The 19,030-nt window shown below is 39.2% G+C and carries 14 protein-coding genes and 1 pseudogene; 10 read left to right on the forward strand and 5 right to left on the reverse strand.

Going from position 1 to position 19,030, the window contains the following annotated elements; translation table 11 throughout:
• The first annotated feature begins 205 nt into the window (after positions 1–205).
• Positions 206–3,559 carry a DUF8818 domain-containing protein gene (locus LVD15_RS15945; RefSeq protein ID WP_233776210.1) on the forward strand — a complete coding sequence of 1,118 codons (3,354 nt, stop codon included), beginning with the start codon at positions 206–208 and terminating at the stop codon, positions 3,557–3,559.
• A 31-nt stretch (positions 3,560–3,590) separates the two neighbouring features.
• Here LVD15_RS15945 and LVD15_RS15950 read toward each other — a convergent pair.
• Positions 3,591–4,339 (reverse strand): annotated as a pseudogene (locus LVD15_RS15950) (ABC transporter ATP-binding protein).
• 1 nt (position 4,340) lies between these two features.
• The gene (locus LVD15_RS15955; RefSeq protein ID WP_233776211.1) at positions 4,341–5,069 is read right to left on the reverse strand and encodes an MlaE family ABC transporter permease; all 729 of its coding nucleotides are present in this window, start codon (positions 5,067–5,069) and stop codon (positions 4,341–4,343) included.
• 139 nt (positions 5,070–5,208) lie between these two features.
• Between LVD15_RS15955 and LVD15_RS15960 the strand changes: the two genes are divergently transcribed.
• From LVD15_RS15960 to LVD15_RS15985, 6 genes are all read left to right on the forward strand, one after another.
• A complete protein-coding gene (locus tag LVD15_RS15960) occupies positions 5,209–5,913 on the forward strand; it encodes an SDR family oxidoreductase (protein ID WP_233776212.1) in 705 nt (234 codons plus the stop codon).
• Between the two features lie 97 nt (positions 5,914–6,010).
• Positions 6,011–7,993, forward strand: a complete 1,983-nt coding sequence (gene ispG, locus LVD15_RS15965) for a (E)-4-hydroxy-3-methylbut-2-enyl-diphosphate synthase (protein WP_233776213.1) — start codon at positions 6,011–6,013, stop codon at positions 7,991–7,993.
• A gap of 23 nt (positions 7,994–8,016) precedes the next feature.
• On the forward strand, positions 8,017–8,217 hold the full coding sequence (locus LVD15_RS15970; RefSeq protein WP_233776214.1) for a DUF6728 family protein: 201 nt from the start codon (positions 8,017–8,019) through the stop codon (positions 8,215–8,217).
• 12 nt (positions 8,218–8,229) lie between these two features.
• Positions 8,230–8,586, forward strand: a complete 357-nt coding sequence (locus LVD15_RS15975; RefSeq protein WP_233776215.1) for an MmcQ/YjbR family DNA-binding protein — start codon at positions 8,230–8,232, stop codon at positions 8,584–8,586.
• Between the two features lie 133 nt (positions 8,587–8,719).
• Positions 8,720–9,475: a hypothetical protein gene (locus LVD15_RS15980; protein WP_233776216.1), complete on the forward strand. Its 756-nt coding sequence runs from the start codon at positions 8,720–8,722 to the stop codon at positions 9,473–9,475.
• 8 nt (positions 9,476–9,483) lie between these two features.
• Complete coding sequence (locus LVD15_RS15985) at positions 9,484–10,986, forward strand: YfcC family protein (protein ID WP_233776217.1); 1,503 nt, start codon at positions 9,484–9,486, stop codon at positions 10,984–10,986.
• On the opposite strand, the gene LVD15_RS15990 is transcribed toward LVD15_RS15985, so the two are convergent.
• Positions 10,983–12,026 carry a GMP reductase gene (locus LVD15_RS15990; protein ID WP_233776218.1) on the reverse strand — a complete coding sequence of 348 codons (1,044 nt, stop codon included), beginning with the start codon at positions 12,024–12,026 and terminating at the stop codon, positions 10,983–10,985. The two genes, LVD15_RS15985 and LVD15_RS15990, sit on opposite strands and share 4 nt — an antisense overlap.
• A 91-nt stretch (positions 12,027–12,117) precedes the next feature.
• Positions 12,118–13,122: a substrate-binding domain-containing protein gene (locus LVD15_RS15995; protein ID WP_233776219.1), complete on the reverse strand. Its 1,005-nt coding sequence runs from the start codon at positions 13,120–13,122 to the stop codon at positions 12,118–12,120.
• Between the two features lie 174 nt (positions 13,123–13,296).
• On the opposite strand from LVD15_RS15995, the gene pyrR reads away from it, so the two are divergent.
• The 3 genes from pyrR to wrbA all read left to right on the forward strand — a co-directional run bounded on the left by pyrR (position 13,297) and on the right by wrbA (position 15,473).
• On the forward strand, positions 13,297–13,839 hold the full coding sequence (gene pyrR / locus LVD15_RS16000; protein ID WP_202243087.1) for a bifunctional pyr operon transcriptional regulator/uracil phosphoribosyltransferase PyrR: 543 nt from the start codon (positions 13,297–13,299) through the stop codon (positions 13,837–13,839).
• Positions 13,840–14,766 (forward strand): aspartate carbamoyltransferase catalytic subunit, encoded by a 927-nt coding sequence (locus LVD15_RS16005; RefSeq protein WP_233776220.1) that lies wholly within the window; start codon positions 13,840–13,842, stop codon positions 14,764–14,766.
• A 95-nt stretch (positions 14,767–14,861) separates the two neighbouring features.
• Positions 14,862–15,473: an NAD(P)H:quinone oxidoreductase gene (wrbA, locus tag LVD15_RS16010; protein WP_233776221.1), complete on the forward strand. Its 612-nt coding sequence runs from the start codon at positions 14,862–14,864 to the stop codon at positions 15,471–15,473.
• Between the two features lie 53 nt (positions 15,474–15,526).
• On the opposite strand, the gene LVD15_RS16015 is transcribed toward wrbA, so the two are convergent.
• Positions 15,527–18,967 (reverse strand): FG-GAP-like repeat-containing protein, encoded by a 3,441-nt coding sequence (locus LVD15_RS16015; RefSeq protein ID WP_233776222.1) that lies wholly within the window; start codon positions 18,965–18,967, stop codon positions 15,527–15,529.
• Positions 18,968–19,030: the final 63 nt, after the last annotated feature.

Consider the following 19,030-nt stretch of genomic DNA (forward strand, 5'->3'; position numbering starts at 1 on the left):
ACATAACCACAATTTTTAGTATTTATTATTATATACACTAGATTTGATTAGTATTCTTTTGTGTAAAAAATATTATATTCTATTAGAATAATTTTTTGGTTATGAATGTCGTAAAATGAAGGGGTTGAAGTTTGCATTTATTGTGATCAACCTATTTTCAGCAAGTTGGCTTTTTGCTCAGGATATAAATCAAAGGTGTAAGTGGGTGAAAAATTTTAATGAACCTTTCACCATAGATTCACTTACTTTAACACCTAATTCCATAATTCTTAGCGAGGTTGATACTAGTAAAGTGAAGGTGTACTACAATTATAGTACAGGAAAAGCTACGGTTTCTACAGAGCAGAGCTTAGATTCTGTACAGGTTTGTTATTCGGTATTGCCGTTCAACCTCAATAAAAGGTACTATCACCGTAGTTTGGATGTCTATGACTCTAATGCCATTTTCAAGGACCCTGTTAAGGAAGATGTACTCATGCAAAGGGAGCAGCTGTTTGCTTCAGAGGGTATTAATAAAAGCGGAAGTATAAGCCGTGGCGTATCTTTTGGAAGCAATCAGGATGTATTTGTTAATTCCACTTTAAATCTCAATCTGGAAGGCAAGCTAACGGAAGATTTAAACATCAGGGCAGCCATAACAGATCAGAATGTGCCTTTTCAGCCAGAAGGTAACACTCAGCAGTTACAGGATTTTGATAATGTATTTATACAGGTTTATAATGATCAATTTTCTGTAACAGGCGGCGATGTGGTATTGAAAAATCGGCCTTCTTATTTTTTGAAATATTATAAAAACGTGCAGGGAGGTTTGGCTGAGGTTAATTATAAGTTAGGGGAGACTCAGATATCTAATTCTTTAGGGATTTCTGTGGCAAAAGGGAAATTCAATTCGGTACAAATTACGCCATTGGAGGGAGTACAGGGTCCATATAGAGTGCCAGGCCCTTCAGGGCAGAGTTTTATTATAATTTTAGCTAATTCTGAAAAAGTTTTTCTTGATGGTAAGCAACTTACCCGTGGTTATAATAATGACTATGTGATCGATTATAATAGTGCAGAGATCACTTTCACTAACAGCGTGCTCATTACTCAGTTTTCTAGAATCCGTGTAGATTACGAGTATTCTGATCAGAATTATGGTAGAACTATAGTTACGGCGAGCCACTATCAGAAGAGTAATAAATTGGACTTCTTTGTTAACTATTACAGCGAAAAGGATAATAAGAATAGGCCATTATTGGTAGACCTGACCACCGAAGATCAACAGCTGCTCAGTGAGGTTGGGGATAGGGTAGATGAGGCGGTCATTTCTGGGGTGGATAGTATCGGTTTTAGTAATGACAGAGTGCTATATCAGCAAAAAGATACCGTAGATAGTGATGGCGTAAGGCAGCAGATTTACCAATATAGTACAAATGCGGATGAAGCCTACTATCAGGTGATTTTTAGTGATTTGGGGCTGGGAAATGGTAATTATGTCTATGAAAGAAGCACTGCGAATGGCAGGGTTTATATGTGGGTTTCGCCACAGAATGGAATCCCACAAGGTCAGTATGAGCCTGTGCAACAGATAGCACCGCCTAATAAGAAACAGATGGCCAATGTAGGAGCAGGCTATGCTATTTCTAAGCATGAATCAGTGTATGTGGAAATGGCTTTTTCTGATCAGGATTTAAATTTGTATTCGGAGGTTGATAACGATGATAACACAGGCTTTGCTATAAAAACAGGCGTTAAAAGTGAAAAAAGGAAGGTGAGTTTTCTGAAGGAATATCTCTTTAATAGCCAGGTAGAGTTTGAGTTTGATGATCAGAATTTTGTGCCTATCGATCGTTTCAGGTATATAGAATATGACAGAGACTGGGGTTATGACCCTAACGTGCAAACCACCGATTATGATGACTTAATAACTAATGCCTCCATCGGGTTGAGAAAGGATTCTGATAACGGTTTGGATTACACTATAACTCACCGAAGACGTGGCTTGCAAGTAGATGGTCTACAACAGAAAGCTACATTGGATAAGTCTGTCGGTAATTTTCAATTAAGGAGTAATTTATTCTTGCTTAATAGTGAGCAAGATTCCATAAACATCTCATGGAAGCGACTGGATGGAGATTTATCCTATAATACCAAGTGGATTATTCCTGGCTATAAATATAGTATCGATCAAAATTTGAATGGGCTTAATGAGAAAGATTCGCTTTTGAGTACGGCCATGTATTTTAATTCGCATTCTTTCTATTTAAAGAATATCCCCGATGCCAAATTGGAGTTCCTACTTCAGCATGATTATAGGGAGGATAAGAACATAATTGAAGGTGACCTCACTGATTACACTACCTCTAATACCAGCAGAATGTCTTTAGCCAGAGATTTTAAAAATCATAGGGTAGGCCTGTTATTTACTTATAGAAAACTAGAATATGACCAGACGGATGAGTTGGAAGAGACCGTAGCCGGTCGACTGGATCTACAGAATAATTTCTTTAAGCGGCATATTGTTTCTAACCTTACTTATGCCATAGCCAATAGTCAGGAACCTAGAAAGGAATATGTGTATGTAAAAGTGCCAACTGGAGAAGGAACATATGCCTGGCGTGACCTGAATGATGATGGTGTGCAGGATCTGGATGAGTTTTTTGAAGCCATAAATCCTGATGAGAGAAATTATGTGAGAATTTTTACGCTGACCAATGATTTTATTACGGCTTTTCACAATACACTTACTTATCGGGTGAGCTTGCAAATGCCTCGTAATTGGAAAAAGGAGCATGGCTGGAAAGAGTTTTTGAGCAGGTTTTCTAATAACACATCATGGGCCGCAGATGTGAAAACAACAGATCGTTCTATAGATAGCCGACTGCTGGGGTTTGTAAAATCTATAGATGAAAATGAAGTGATCACCGAGAAAAATGTATTGAGAACTACTTTTTTCTATAACCGCGCCAATGTTAAGTATGGTGGGGATTTTAGTTTTTATAGAGCTAATCAAAAGCAATTGCTCACAGGTGGTTTTGAGGCCAGAGATGTAGATGAATATACTGTAAATGGTAGAGTGAATTTTTCACGGCAGTATAACCTGAAGGTTAGCCTTAAGCAAGGAGAGAAAAATGTAAATTCAGACTTTCTTGATGGCAGAAACTACCTGATAGTGAGTCATGCCGTATCTCCGGAATTGGCATGGCAGCCTAAGGGTAATTTTAGACTGTCAGTAGAGCTGAATTATGTGGAGAAGAATAACACCTTGGCAACGGAAGCTATTGAAAATGCCTTTATTCATGAAGCGGGGCTCAACCTTAAACTCAATAAAGCAGCCAGCAGCTCGTTTAGTGCCCAGTTTAAAACGGTAAATATTGATTTTAATGGAGAAGAAAATAGCCCTGTTGGGTATGATATGCTCAATGCACTTAGGCCAGGGCAAAACTTTACCTGGACAGTAAACTGGCAGCAGAAAGTGGCTTCCGGCTTACAACTGAACCTGAGCTACAACGGACGTAAATCAGAAGATAGTGATGTGATACATATAGGAAGAGTACAGGTTAGTGCACTATTTTAGAATTAGGAATAGGGTTAACCATTGCGGCAGGTTAACCTTTTTTCAACTTCCGCATTACCTTATTAGCAAAAACAAAATCATCGAATTCTTTCACGTTAGATTCCATAATGTTGTTTTTGTTGCCTTCCCAGAGTTTTTCTCCTTTATATAGAAACATGATTTTTTCTCCTATACCCATTACAGAGTTCATGTCGTGCGTTACTACCACAGTGGTAATGTTAGACTCTTCTGTAAGCTCCAGTATTAGGTCATCTATTAGTATAGAAGTCTGAGGATCTAAGCCTGAGTTAGGTTCGTCACAAAAGAGATAGTTAGAGTCGTTAACTATTGCTCTGGCTATGCCTACTCGCTTTTGCATACCACCACTTATTTCTGAAGGCATTTTTTTGTTTTGTCCTTCCAGGCCTACTCTTTCCAGTGCATTATTTACTCTGTCTAGCTTTTCGCCCTTAGGCATTTTGGTGAGTACATCTAAAGGGAACATCACATTTTGCTCCACCGTTTTAGAGTCAAACAAAGCCCCGCCCTGAAATAGCATACCTATTTGGCGTCTGATTTCTGTTTTGGTATCGCGGTTAGCATTGGTTAATTCATGCTCATCATAATGGATATGACCTTCATCAGGTGCAATTAGCCCGACTATGCATTTTAATAAAACACTCTTTCCTGTTCCACTGGAGCCAATGATCAAATTAGGCTTTCCCCTTTCAAAAACTCCACTTATCCCTTTCAGTATTTCCTTATCCCGAAAGACTTTTTTATATTCTCTATCTTGATCATATTACAATAATAATTGGGCTAACAGATAATCAGCCAAAAGAATAGCTATAACACTTTGGGTTACAGCAGCTGTGCTGGCTTGCCCCACTTCTACAGCTCCACCTGTGGTAAAATAACCTTTAAATGAAGAGATAGAAGATACTAAAAAAGCAAAAGCAAATGATTTAATAAGTGCGAAGGTTACCGTGTATTCATTAAAATCATAACGAATTCCTTGAATATATTCGGTAGGAGTAATCACATTAGTAAGCACGCCTGCCAGATAACCTCCTACCATAGCTAATAAACCAGCTATGATTACCAGCATCGGGTACATCAATACAGCGGCCACTATCTTAGGTAGTACTAAATAAGATGATGAGTTAATTCCCATTACTTCAAGAGCGTCTATCTGCTCTGATATCCTCATAGTACCCAATCCACTGGCCATACTTGATCCCACCTTTCCGGCAAATATTACCCCTATAATAGTAGGAGCCAGTTCCAAAATGGTCATGTCTCGTACTACCAAGGCTATAACATAATTAGGGATAAGTGGGCTTACCAAATTATAGGCCGTTTGTATGGTAGTAACAGCCCCAATGAAGAAAGCAACCAAAGCAACTAAAAACACAGAATTGATACCTATAGAGATACACTCCTCCATGGTGAGTTTAAAGTACGTCTTGAATGATTCTCTATTAACCAAGAGTGAACCTAAAAAAATAAAATACCTACCTATTGTTTCCATTAAATCTGATAAATTCTCGCTGTCAAGGAGTTAAATTTTATACCTTTATCCCGCTAAAGCTGAAAAGATACTAATATTATCATTAATGACGTGGCTTTAAAAATGTTTTGACAAAAATAAGTAAAGATTTATAAGTGATATGAGCAGAACGGCAATAATAACCGGAGGAACTAAAGGAATAGGAAAATCTTTAGTTAGACTTTTTGCCTCAAAAGGCTTTAATATAGGCGTTTGTTCCAGAAATTTAGAGGAGCTGCATGTGCTGAAAGACGAAATAACTAAGGAGTTTGATGTGGAAATGTATGTAATGCGAGCGGATCTTTCTGACAGAGCTGAGGTAGAATATTTCGTTAAGTATATTAAGGAACATACCAAAGAAGTAGATGTGCTCATTAATAATGCTGGCTTATATATTCCGGGTCAGGTTCATAATGAAAAAGATGGAGCGCTGGAAAGTATGATAGAAACCAACCTGTATAGTGCTTATCATCTTACTCGTGGTTTTATTGGAGCTATGAAAAAACGGAAAGTAGGCCATATCTTTAATATGTGTTCTACTGCTTCTATCATGCCTTATGTTAATGGTGGCTCTTACGGTATTTCTAAATTCGCTTTGCTGGGCATGACCAAAGTGCTGAGAGAAGAAATGAAAGAATTTGGTGTGCGTGTAACAGCGGTAATGCCTGGTGCTACCCTTACTGCCAGCTGGGAAGGAACGGATCTGCCAGAATCCAGGTTTATGGACCCTGATGATGTGGCTGACACTATTTGGAACGCCTATGAAATGTCTGATAGAACGGTCATAGAAGAGATTTTAATGCGACCTCAGCTGGGAGATATTTAATCAGAATTAAGAAAGGTCTTTTTAATGATTCATTAATGGTAACTAATGGGCAAAATCCATAGTAACAGTTACCTTTGTGTGTAGAATTTTGAGCATTATGGTGGATTCAGAAATTATAAAAACTAAGAAATATTGTAACAGCCTGGTTTCTTACTCTCGCAGGCTTTCCAGAGAGGTGTTTATAGGTGATGTGCCGTTAGGAGCACATAACCCTATCCGTGTTCAGTCTATGACCACGGTAGATACTATGGACACCATGGGCAGTGTAGAGCAGGTGCTGAGAATGGTAGAAGCAGGGTGTGAATATGTGAGGATTACCGCTCCAAGTATAAAAGAAGCTCAAAATCTAGAGAATATTAAGAAAGAATTACGTGCCAGAGGCTGTAATGTGCCTTTAGTGGCTGATATTCATTTCACACCTAATGCCGCTGAACTAGCCGCTCGCATAGTAGAGAAGGTGAGGATAAACCCTGGTAACTATGCTGATAAGAAGAAATTTCAACAAATAGAATATACTGATGATTCCTATCATGCTGAGCTGGATAGGATAAGAGAGAAGTTTACTCCATTAGTAAATATCTGTAAAGAGTATGGTACCGCCATGCGAATAGGTACTAACCATGGCTCACTTTCTGATAGAATTATGAGCCGCTACGGAGATACTCCACTGGGTATGGTTGAGTCTGCATTGGAGTTTTTAAGAATCTGTGATGATCTTAATTTTCATAACATAGTTCTTTCTATGAAGGCGAGTAATACCCAGGTAATGGTAGAAGCATACCGCTTGCTGGTGAACAAGCTTAATGAAGAAGGTCTGCAACCTTACCCGCTTCACTTGGGAGTAACAGAAGCTGGTGAAGGCGAAGATGGTAGAATAAAAAGTGCAGTAGGCATAGGCCTGTTGTTAGAAGATGGCCTTGGTGATACTGTTAGGGTGTCGCTTACTGAAGAGCCTGAAGCAGAGGCACCGGTAGCTCAGGTGATGGTAGATCGGTATGAAGACCGTCAGCCACACAATGCAATAGCGGCGATTAATGAAAATCCTATTGATCCTTTTCAGTATGCCCGCAGAGAAACCGCTGAAGTAGTAAATATTGGTGGTCAGAATGTGCCACGTGTGATCGCTGACTTTAGCCAGGTGGAAGTGCAGGATTATAAAGATTTAAGAAGTATTGGGCATTTTTATCTTCCAGAACCGGATAAGTGGAGAATGAATGACTTGGGTGCTGATTATATTTATTCTGGCAGTAAGCCAATAGATTTTATGCTTCCTAATGGGCTGAAAGAAATTATTGATTTTGAAGCTTGGGAGCCACTTAAAGAAGATCAGAACAAGGTGCCTTTATTTAAGGTGAAGGAATATTTAGATACTGATCTAAAGCATCAGGAATTGAATTTCGTGCAGCTCTCGTTAGCTGATCTTAATGCTACTGTCATTCATGAGCTTCAGCATGATGCCACCGTGGTGCTGGTAATAGAAACGATTAATAAACATGGCTTAGCAGAGCAAAGAAGGGCTGTTTTTGAGCTCATCAATAAAGAGCTGGCAACGCCAGTCATTTTTAAACGCACTTATGGTGACTTATCAGAAGATCAGCTTCAGATCTATTCAGCCACAGACCTTGGCGGCTTGTTAGTAGACGGCCTTGGTGATGGGGTGATGTTGGGTCTGGATAAGCAAATTGAGACATTAAGCCAGGAGGAAGTGTTGCCGCAAATAGAGAAGTTGAATAATATCGCCTTTGGTATATTACAAGCAGCTCGTACCCGAATGACTAAGACGGAGTACATTTCTTGCCCTTCATGTGGTAGAACGCTGTTTGATCTACAAGAAACCACCGCTATGATTCGAAAGAGAACCGATCATTTGAAAGGGGTGAAAATCGGAATTATGGGATGTATTGTAAATGGTCCGGGCGAAATGGCTGATGCTGATTATGGTTATGTCGGTTCAGGAAAAGGGAAAATCACTTTATACAAAGGGCAGGAGGTAATGAAGCGAGGTGTACCTTCAGAAAATGCTGTAGATGAACTGATAGAAATTATCAGAGAAGACGGGAACTGGATTGAAAAGGAATAAGGTTAATAGCTAAAACGAAATCTATGTCAGAAGACAATAACAATAAGCGAAATACATTGAAAGAATACTTTCAGGTAGGTGAGGTTTTTGGTTATTTTTTTAGAGGTAAAGATAAATCCAGACCTGCTAATTTTAGTTTGAAGATGATGCATGGAGTGAATAAAATATCCATTATCATTTTCTTAATTGCTCTAATCATATTAATCACAAGGCATATTTTTTAATACTTTATATTAATGAATATCGAGTGGTTTCGAGAATATTGCCTTTCTAAGAAGGGAGTAACTGAGGAATTTCCTTTTGGAGAAGAAACGCTTGTATTTAAAGTAATGGGTAAAGTATTTGCACTTACAGATGTTGATCTGTTTACAGGCATTAACTTAAAGTGTGATCCTGAAAGGGCGGTTTTGCTTCGAGAGGAGTATGAATCCATTAAGCCAGGGTTCCACATGAGTAAGAAGCATTGGAACACTGTGGAAATGGATGGGACCGTGCCAGATAGCCTTACTAAAGAGTTAATTGACCATTCCTATGACCTTGTAGTCAACGGATTAACCAAAAAAGCCAAAGAAGATCTGGGCAAAATAGCTTAAATAGTTGTTATAACTTAGTATTTTTGCATTTTGCTTTAAGTTGTAACTTTTTAAAACTACCTTAGACATTGGGTAAGACATATGCGAAGTGAGCTAAAATAGCGCTAACTGACCGGGTCACTTTATTGTTTGCATGATAAAAATTTATCACCTTATAATAGGTATATTTCTCTTCTGTTGTATTCAGGCATGTACGCAGCGATCTATCTGTCCTGCTTACCAAAGCGCCTTTATACATGATGAAGAAGCACTTCGAAGGCACTTTAGTTACTTTGCTGAGGATTCTACGCCTAAAGTTTTAGAGGCGAATAAGGACAGGTTCTTAATAATTGAACCTATGTCTTACAAAAAGAAAATCCGTAGCATGCAGACAGTGGCTATGGAAGATGTATATCCGCAAGAAGAAGATTCACTGGAATTTGATGATGAATTTTACCTCGCAGAGAGAGAAGGATATGACTCTACTGCGGTCATTTCTGTAGATACCCTGGCTCTTTCCCCACTGGATAGCGCCTACAAAATTTCAATTAAGGAGGAAACTTTCAATACAGAGCAAGAGCTTTACTTATGGTATCTGAAAGATTATCTCGTATATCCTGATACCCGCTTACAGATGGAATCTGACGCTGAAGCGAATGGTGAGGGCAAAAAGAAGGAAGGCTTCTTTAAAAGACTTTTTGGTAAGAAGAAAAATAAATCTGACTCTACTCAGTTTGATGTAGAAACATCAGCCACTGAGCTTGATGGTAAGAAGAAGAAAAAAGGTTTCTTAGGAGGATTATTTAAGAAGAAGAAAAAGGGTGAGGCTACAGAAGAAGATCTTCTAAAAGAGGAGGAAGAAGAACCGGATCTGGAACCTGATCTTGATATTAACCAGGACGATTTTTAGACTTATTGATGAAGGGAAAATTTCAATTTCCTACGCCATATACTGTACTCATCATAGTGATAGTACTTTGTGCAGGAGCTACCTGGCTCTTGCCTTCCGGCAGTTACGATAAACTCACCTACAGTAGCGAAAGTGATGAGTTTGTTATTCATTCGCAAAACACTACCCAAGCTGTACCGGCTAATCAAAATGTACTTATTTCATTAGGTATACCTATTCAAATAGAGAAATTTAGAAATGGTAGTATTAAGAAGCCAGTATCCATTCCTAATAGCTATAAAGAAGTAGAAAGCACGCCGCAAGGATTTAAAGAGGTGTTGTTCGCTCCTATTAGAGGTATTTACGAAGTGGTGGATATCATGCTCTTCGTATTAGTGCTTGGAGGCTTTATTGGTGTTTTTAATCAATCCGGAGCTTTTGATAAGGGAATTGCCTTACTAGCACAGCGCCTGAAAGGGAGAGAAGGTATTCTTATTATTGTAGTCACTTCTTTGGTGGCAGTAGGAGGTACTACTTTTGGTATGGCAGAGGAAACATTCGCTTTTTATCCATTTTTGATTCCTGTGTTCATTGCTGCGGGCTATGATTTATTAGTGCCGGTGGCAGTTATCTTTATAGGCTCTTCCATAGGCAATATGGGCGCTGTTATCAATCCTTTTTCTACTATAATTGCTTCAGATGCAGCCGGCGTTAGCTGGACTGTCGGTTTCTTTAGTCGGCTGGCCATGCTTTTAATCGGGACGGCCATTTGCGTGGCCTATGTATGGAGGTATGCTAATAAAGTGAAGCGGAATCCTGCAGCTTCTTTAGTGGCTGTTCAAACTGCTCCGGTAGAGACTAACTCAGTTAGTGGTAATGAAGAAACCACTGTAGAGGGATTAAAGCCTTCTACTAAATTCCTCTTTGTATTGTTTGCCTTAAGCTTTGCAGTCATGATATACGGTGTTGCTCGCTTAGGCTGGTGGTTTGAGGAGATGACCGCTCTATTTTTGGTGGCCTCTATATTAATTGGGTTGATCCAAAGAATTAATGAAAGAGCCTTTGTAGACGTATTTATTACCGGAGCGAAAGAATTGTTAGGAGTATCTTTTATAGTGGGGATCGCTCGCGGCGTAACATTCATTTTAAACGATGGGCATATAAGTGATACCATCCTTTTCTATGCTACTAAGGTGGTGGATGGTATGCCGGCCATGGTGTTTATGCCTGCACTTATGGCTGTGTTTTTTGTGCTTACTTTGTTTATCAGCTCTACCTCAGGATTAGCTGTGGTAAGCATGCCAATATTAAGTGCTTTGGGGCCAGTTGTAGGTGTGCCTCAGGAAGAAATAGTTAATGCATACCTTTTTGGTTGTGGATTGATGACTTTTATTACTCCTACGGGTTTGGCGTTGCCGTCATTAGCTATGGTAAATGTTAACTACAATACTTGGCTTAAATTTATATGGCCTCTTTTAGTAATATTAGCGGTAGTAGGCATCATTATATTATGGCTGGGGGTTATATTCTAACCCTCCAACCAATCATTGTGTTGCTCTTCTACTCTTATGAAAGTTGTTCTTTTGGTGAGCTCTTTTAGTTGCTTGGCTCCTACATAAGTACAAGTAGAACGTATACCACCTAATATATCAGTTACCGTATCTTTTACCGCACCTTTATAAGGCATTTGCACTGTTTTTCCTTCAGAAGCACGGTATTCCGCCACACCACCTACGTGCTTGGTCATGGCAGTTTCAGAACTCATGCCGTAGAATAGTTTGTACTTTTCTCCATTTTGCTCTATCAGCTCGCCGCCGCTTTCTTCATGTCCTGCCAGCATGCCTCCGAGCATAACAAAGTCAGCACCTGCGCCAAAGGCTTTAGCTACATCGCCAGGAGCTTTGCAGCCTCCGTCAGAAATTACCTGACCACCTAAGCCGTGAGCAGCATCTGCGCACTCAATAATGGCCGAAAGCTGAGGGTAACCCACGCCAGTTTTTATTCTTGTGGTGCAAACAGAGCCTGGCCCAATACCTACTTTTACAATATCAGCACCTGAAAGCAATAGCTCTTCTACCATTTCTCCGGTTACCACATTGCCGGCCATAATAATCTTATCAGGAAATTGATCTCGTACTTGTTTTACGAAGTCTACAAAGTGCTCTGAGTAGCCATTGGCCACGTCTATGCATATAAACCTTAGCTCAGGAAAGGACGAAATGATGTTTTTTAGCTTTTGAGAATCTTCTGCTCCTGTGCCCGTACTTATGGCTATTCTATCGTATATTTTAGAATCATTTTGCTGAGATAAAAATGCCTTCCATTCCTCAGGGGTGTAGTGCTTGTGTATGGCTGTAACCAAGTCATGTTCAGCTAGTGCAGTGGCCATTTCAAACGTGCCTACCGTGTCCATGTTGGCAGCTATAATAGGAACCCCTTCCCATTCTCCAGCTCCATGTAAAAATTTATATTTTCTTAAAAGTGATACTTCAGATCTGGATTTCAAAGTGGATCTTTTAGGTCTGATCATTACATCTTTGAAACCTAATTTCACATCCCATTCTATTCGCATAACTTATTGTTTTGTTTCTGTATTGAAAACTATGCAAAATAGGGGATACCTTCAGCTTATTCTATTAAATAACTTTAAAATGAAAGCCATTTTATTTTCTTTCCATTACTTCAGATAGAGAAATATGACCATCCTTCACCACTGTTTCTTTATAATTACTTTTATCTACCAGTACAGGATCTAGTAATATGGCATTTACCGAAATGCTTTCGTAGGTGTAGGTTTCTACATTTTTGGCTTTATAGCTTTTGTCTTCAGCTAAATGCATGGCCAGCTCAGCGGCTTTCTCTGCTAATGCTTGAATAGGCTTATAAATAGTCATGCTTTGAGTCTCACTTATAATCGCCTTTATGCCTTCAAGCTCCGCATCCTGTCCTGTAATCACTAACTTGTCAGTCTTGGCATCAGGCATGGCTTGCATTACCCCGCGGGCTATGGCATCATTAGCAGCTATAATGGCATTGGGTTTTTCTGACATGGTGGCGAATAGCTCATCCATTTTTATGAGAGCTTCCAGCTCACTCCAGTTTTGTAAGATGATATCATCCATAATGCTAATCTCTCCTTTGTCTACATAAGGTTGTAAAACTGATAGCTGCCCTTTTCTAAATTGCACGGCATTGTTATCAGAAACAGGGCCATTAATCAATAAATAATTTTTGCCTTTGGTGTGTTTTAAGGCATACTGAGCCTGCATTTTGCCTACCTTAATGTTATTGTAGGAAATATAATAGTCTATGTTAGAGTTTAATATTAATCGATCATAAGAGATTACAGGAATTCCAGCATTTTTAGCATAGCCGACTATCTCAATAGCCTTTTTTGCATCAGTAGGTATTATTACCAGTACATCAACATCTTCATCAATGAGTTTTTTACCTAATTTCACTTGCTGATCAGGGTCTCCATATGGCACTTCTACCACGCACGTTCCGCCCAGTGCTTCAATCTTCTTTTCAAATAGCTGCTGGTCTATATACCATCGATCTATCACATAACTGTCCATCAGTAAGCCAATTTTTTGAGATACACCATCAACAGAAAACCCGGTGATCATAACTAATAATGCCAGAAGAAATTTGTATAGATGTGTCATTTTTCAAACGTTTTAGATTCTAGAGGATAATGTATTAATATACTTAATTGTGGCAAGAATGTGAAATTTCGGCAGTCCATTGTTTCTTCTTAAGAAGGGTTAATTATTTTATTCTTTAATGGAATCTTTTCAGGCTGATTAAAAGTTTTCTCTATATTTGCATGAGTTTAGGCCATGCAAAAGAAACTAATACTCGATACCCACCTTTTACACATTACTGTTGACAGGTTATGTCAACAGCTAATTGAAGCTCATGGAGATTTTAGCGAAACTGCAATTTTAGGGATGCAGCCCAGAGGAATACATCTGGCAGATATGATCCATCAAAAATTGGAGGAAGACCTGAAGACTAAAATTGATCTTGGATATTTGGATACTACCTTTTACAGAGATGATTTTAGAAGACGGGATACGCCAGTGAAAGCTAATGCTACTAAGGTTCCATTTATTATAGAGAACAGAAATGTAGTGCTTATAGATGATGTCCTGTTTACGGGCAGGTCTGTAAGGGCAGCACTGGATGCGATGATCGCCTTTGGTAGGCCTAAAAAGGTGGAGCTACTGGTTTTAGTAAACAGAAAATACTCCAGACACCTGCCTATAGAACCTGATTTTATAGGTAAAGATGTGACTACATTAGAGTCGCAGCGCGTATTGGTGGAGCTGGAAGGCGGAAAACATAACAAAATTTGGTTGATAAATAAGGAAGAAAAATAGATGTCACAATTAAGTCAAAAACACCTGCTTGGCATAAAAAATATTACAGAGAAAGACATTGAACTTATTTATGAAACTGCTAAGACCTTTAAGGATGTTATTAATCGTCCTATAAAAAAGGTTCCTTCCCTGAGAGACATCACTATTGCTAATGTGTTTTTTGAAAACTCTACCAGAACAAGGCTTTCCTTTGAGCTGGCAGAGAAAAGGCTCTCTGCCGATGTGGTGAACTTTTCATCGTCTAACAGTTCTGTGAAAAAGGGAGAGACTTTGCTGGATACGGTGAATAACATTCTGGCAATGAAAGTGGATATGGTGGTAATGAGGCATAGTAGCCCCGGAGCCCCCCATTTCTTGTCTAAGCATATAGATGCAAACATTGTTAACGCCGGTGATGGTACTCATGAGCACCCAACTCAGGCTTTGCTCGATACCTTCTCTATTCTTGAAAAACATGGTACATTGCAAGGGGTGAAAGTGGCTATCATTGGTGATATACTTCATTCCAGAGTGGCTATATCTAATATTTTTGCTCTGAAGAAAATGGGAGCCGAAGTAATGGTGTGTGGTCCTAATACGCTTTTACCAAAATACATCAGCTCCCTTGGCGTGAAAGTAGAACTGGATGTGATGAAAGCTCTGCAGTGGTGTGATGTGGCCAACGTGTTGCGTATTCAGCTGGAAAGACAACAAATTAAGTATTTCCCTTCTTTGAGAGAATATTCCTTGTATTATGGTATTAACAGAAGGATGCTCGATCAATTGGATAAGAAAATAACCATTATGCACCCAGGACCTATTAATAGGGGCGTAGAGCTTAATAGCGATGTAGCTGACTCTGAACATGCCATTATATTAGACCAGGTAGAAAATGGAGTAGCAGTGAGAATGGCCGTCTTATACCTTTTGGCAGGAGTACATAATTAATATTTCTCGAGCGGTTTGGCTACCCTGATGGCTAAACAATTCCTTTTCTGAGCTGTTCATTGTTCGAACATTACAATGAACTAAACAGAAAAGCTATGAGTAAATTGAAAACTGCTGTGGTTTATTACAGCTCTACAGGATGTAATTATAAATTGGCGAATATAGCTAAAGCGGGTGCTGAAAAAGCAGGTGCTGAAGCTAAGATTTTCAAAGTTCCAGAACTAGCCCCGGATAGCGTAATTAGTCAAAACCCCGCCTGGGAAAAGCATGTGGAGGAAACGAAAGATGTGCCTGAAGTTACTTTAGATAATTTAGAATGGGCAGATGTCATTGTGTTTAGTGCTCCTACTCGTTTTGGAAATGTCCCATCACAACTGAAGCAATTTTTAGATAGTACCGGCCCGCTTTGGCAAAAAGGTAAGCTTATAAATAAAGTGGTTACTGGTATGACTAGCGCTATGAATACGCATGGTGGGCAAGAGGCTACTCTATTATCTTTATATACTACCATGTATCATTGGGGGGCTATTGTAGCTGCTCCTGGATATACAGATGAAGTTTTATATGCAGCCGGTGGTAATCCTTACGGTACCAGTGTTTCAGTGGATATGGAAGGAAACATGACTGGAGATGAAGAAAGTATTAAAAAGGCTGTGGAGCATCAGGTGAAGAGAGCAGTCTCTATAGCTGATGCTTTAGCTAAATAATATAAAGAAGCTCTCAAGGCGTTTAACCCTGAGAGCTTTTGGTTTTTATCTCTTTAATATTTTATCAATCGCCCTAAATAAACATTATTTTTAGCATCATAGGCTTTAATGATGTACTGTCCTTCATGCCATCCGGCCAGATCGATAGAAGTGAAATCTTCATCATTAGGAATGTACTGTTTTACTAGATTTCCTTGCAAACTATACACATCTATCTGAGTGAGTCCTGTATAGTCATCATATTTATAGAATTCTATGTCCAGGGTAAAATGTGCCTCATCTGTGGCTGGGTTAGGGTATATCAGTAATTGATAAGTATCCCCTTTGCTTTCATATTTTATAGTATTAAAAACCGAATTGGTAGTGATTGGGTCCTCATAATCAAAGGCGATTGTAGCTTTCTCAATGATTTGCTCACCACCCGTTAAATCAGCTTTAGGCTTAATTTTGAATTTAAAGAATCCATGACTATCCATTTCATTAGTAGTGCTGTCAGGCAAGTGAATGTTAGGGAAGTCTATTCTTAAAACTCCTCTTTGATCTATACTGTATTGGTAATCATGGCTCACATTTACTATTTCAATAGAAGAGAAATCCAGATAACTAGATAGCGGGCAGCTTATGGATACGCGAGAGGCATAATAAGTACCTACATTTTGAAATCTTATCTTATATGTCAGTACTTCATCTTTACTTACAAAGTGATCGGATCCCTGGCCCCGAGGCGATACTGCTATATCATTCGGGTCAATAGCCCCGACGATAGTATTGAGCTCTGTGGCTATATTGTTTTCTAAATTGAGATCTGTTCCATCTGCCGCTATAGTAGTAGTTACAGTGAATTCTTGACCTACTGTAGCATCAAGTGTTACTGAATCGGTTACTATTATGCTTTTGGTCTCTCCCGGTTTCACTGTTCCTATAAAGAAGGTATATTCGTTATCAGTATCTTGTGTGTACGGAACACTGGCCTGATTAATTTTTACTTCAGCAGGATACTGAACCACTAAATAGGAATTGGAGGCATTTACAGTGCCTAGGTTACTATAGCTAATAACTGATTCTGAAGTGAAACCTCTTCTCCATGCTGTGGTGCTATAATCTACTGTAAGGTCATAACCTGAGGTGGAGGTGTGTAATGGAATATTAATGTTGTTGTTGCCAGTAGCTACAGTAAATTCAGAGGAACAAGCCATATTCCAATAGCTGTTTTCAGCCAAAGAGAAATTATAGGTTCCTTCCTGAATATGAAAATTAAGTGCTCCGTTTTTGTCAGAAGATACTTGCCGTTGTTGCTCGTTAATGATTAGAGCAATGTCACTTAGGGTAGGTTCTTCAGTATCTTTAATACAGTTGCCATTAAGGTCATGAAACACCAAGCCTTGCACCGAATTAGCACTTTCTTCAACTATTGTCATGAAGCGATTGGTGTTCTGACTAGTTAAGATTTGCTTAATACCTGAAGGCCAATTGACTTCAATACTATCAATTACGGAGGCATCATTTAATCCCAAATGAGCTCTAATGCTGTTTTGGCTGCCAAACCCGCTCATAGGGTTGATTTCTCGATATTGCCATTTGCCATTAGCTTTTACTTTTATCTGGGCTCCTATACCGTTTTGATTACTAACCACGCCTTCCAGCTTAATATTTATCCAATTGTTTCCATTGGTTTTGTTGCAATAAAGCCTGTCTTTCTGGTTGCTATGAAAAGATATCATTACATCTAAAAAGCCATCTTTATTGTAGTCAGCCCATGCTTGTCCGTAGTTTAAGCCTATATCTGTGGCTATTTCTTCATCTTCTGCTTTGATGAAGTTGCCAGCTCCATCGTTTAAGTAAAGAAAGTTAGGGCCATTGTCATTAGTGACGAAGAGGTCAAGATCAGCATCGTTATCGATGTCAATCCAGTTGGCACCATGACTATGGCCCTTATCATTGGAAACAATAGATGCATTAATTTGAGAGAAAGTACCGTTTCCATTATTCTTATATAATTCATTATTTTGATTCGAAGAATTGGCTATGAATAGATCTAAAAAGCCATCTCCATCATAGTCTCCCCAAGCGCCGCCTACAGCATTTTTACTGGCTGAAGTGATGGCCGTTGATGTAATTTTGGTAAATCTGAAGTTGCCCAGATTTTTGAAAAATGAATTAGCCTGATTGTTTCCATTAGGAATGAAAATGTCTACTAAACCATCGTTATCATAATCAGCCAAGAGAGGAGAAGTAGAGCGATTGCTTTCTGCAGTTACCGGTGTGTTAGTGATTTTTGTAAAGGTATTGTTGCCATTGTTCTTGTAAAGATGATGGAATCTTGTCTGGAAAAAATTAGTCAATATTAGATCTACATAACCATCATTATCAAAATCGGCCCAAGCGGCTCCGTGGAAATATTGAGGGTGAGCATCTACTCCGCTATTAGGCAGGCTGGTAAAGGTCTCATTACCATTGTTAAGGTAAATCATACTAGCGCTACCCGTGGCATTTACTACGCAGACATCCATATCTCCATCATTGTCAATATCTGCCCAGGCTGAGGACGCAGATTTATTGAAACTGCTTAATAGCTGTCCTCCAGTTATTTTTGAAAATGAGGAAGAATTGTTCTCGTATAAATAATTGCTGCTCGCATCATGTTTATTCGTAATGAACAAATCCTCCCAATTATCATTGTTGTAGTCCACCCAGGCATTGTTCCAGCTATCGGTGAAGGTTTGTACTAAGTTGCCATTTCCACATTTATCCATGTAGACATTGTTGGTGCTACAATCAACTGTTTTTAGCATGGCAAAGTCAGACAGTACAAAAGAACCAGTAGCCTCACCTACGAGACAGTCGTATTGACCGGCATCTTCAAGGGCTACTGGGCTTATAGCGTAGGTGAATTGTGTGGCGCCGTCTATTTCAGCTCCATTTTTACGCCATTGATAGTTTAATGCGCCTGCATTTGTGCTTTCTGCAATTACAGAAAGATTAACAGTTTCTCCGGTACATGAAGTCTGACTTAAAGGCTGAGTTAAAATTACAGGAGGTGAAACATTTGAGTCATCGCTGCCACTGTAGCCGCAATAGGAAAGAACGGAATCTGTTTGTGGATCTACAAACTCTAGTGTAAAACTAGCCGCAGGAGGTAAATTGGATACGTAAAAGCAATATTTCACAATAGTAGTATTGCCGGAAATCTCAGGAACCGAGGCTGGACCTGCAATAACTTCTGAGAGTACGTTGCCAATCCATATTCTTTTTATTGCAGGAGGAGAGGTAATGGGAGCATCATATACGAAGGTAATGTCCCCGGTTTTAGCCATGTTGGAAGGAGCAATAGCATAACTGGTTCCTACAAAATTGGAAGCTACAGGTGTGCCATCTATACCTGCGCAGCGGTTGGCTTGGCCGTTTCCATTATTCCGTTTATCTATGGTCGGACAAGATTGTGGGAATACGGTATATGAGGTGATTAAAAATAGAAATGTACAAATTGACTTCATAAGCACCGGAGTTTAATTTCCGTTCTAAAATCAATTTGTTGGCCATTTGATAAGTGTCTGTAA

Origin of the sequence: Fulvivirga maritima (genome assembly GCF_021389955.1) — a bacterium.
Classification (GTDB): Bacteria; Bacteroidota; Bacteroidia; order Cytophagales; family Cyclobacteriaceae; genus Fulvivirga; species Fulvivirga maritima.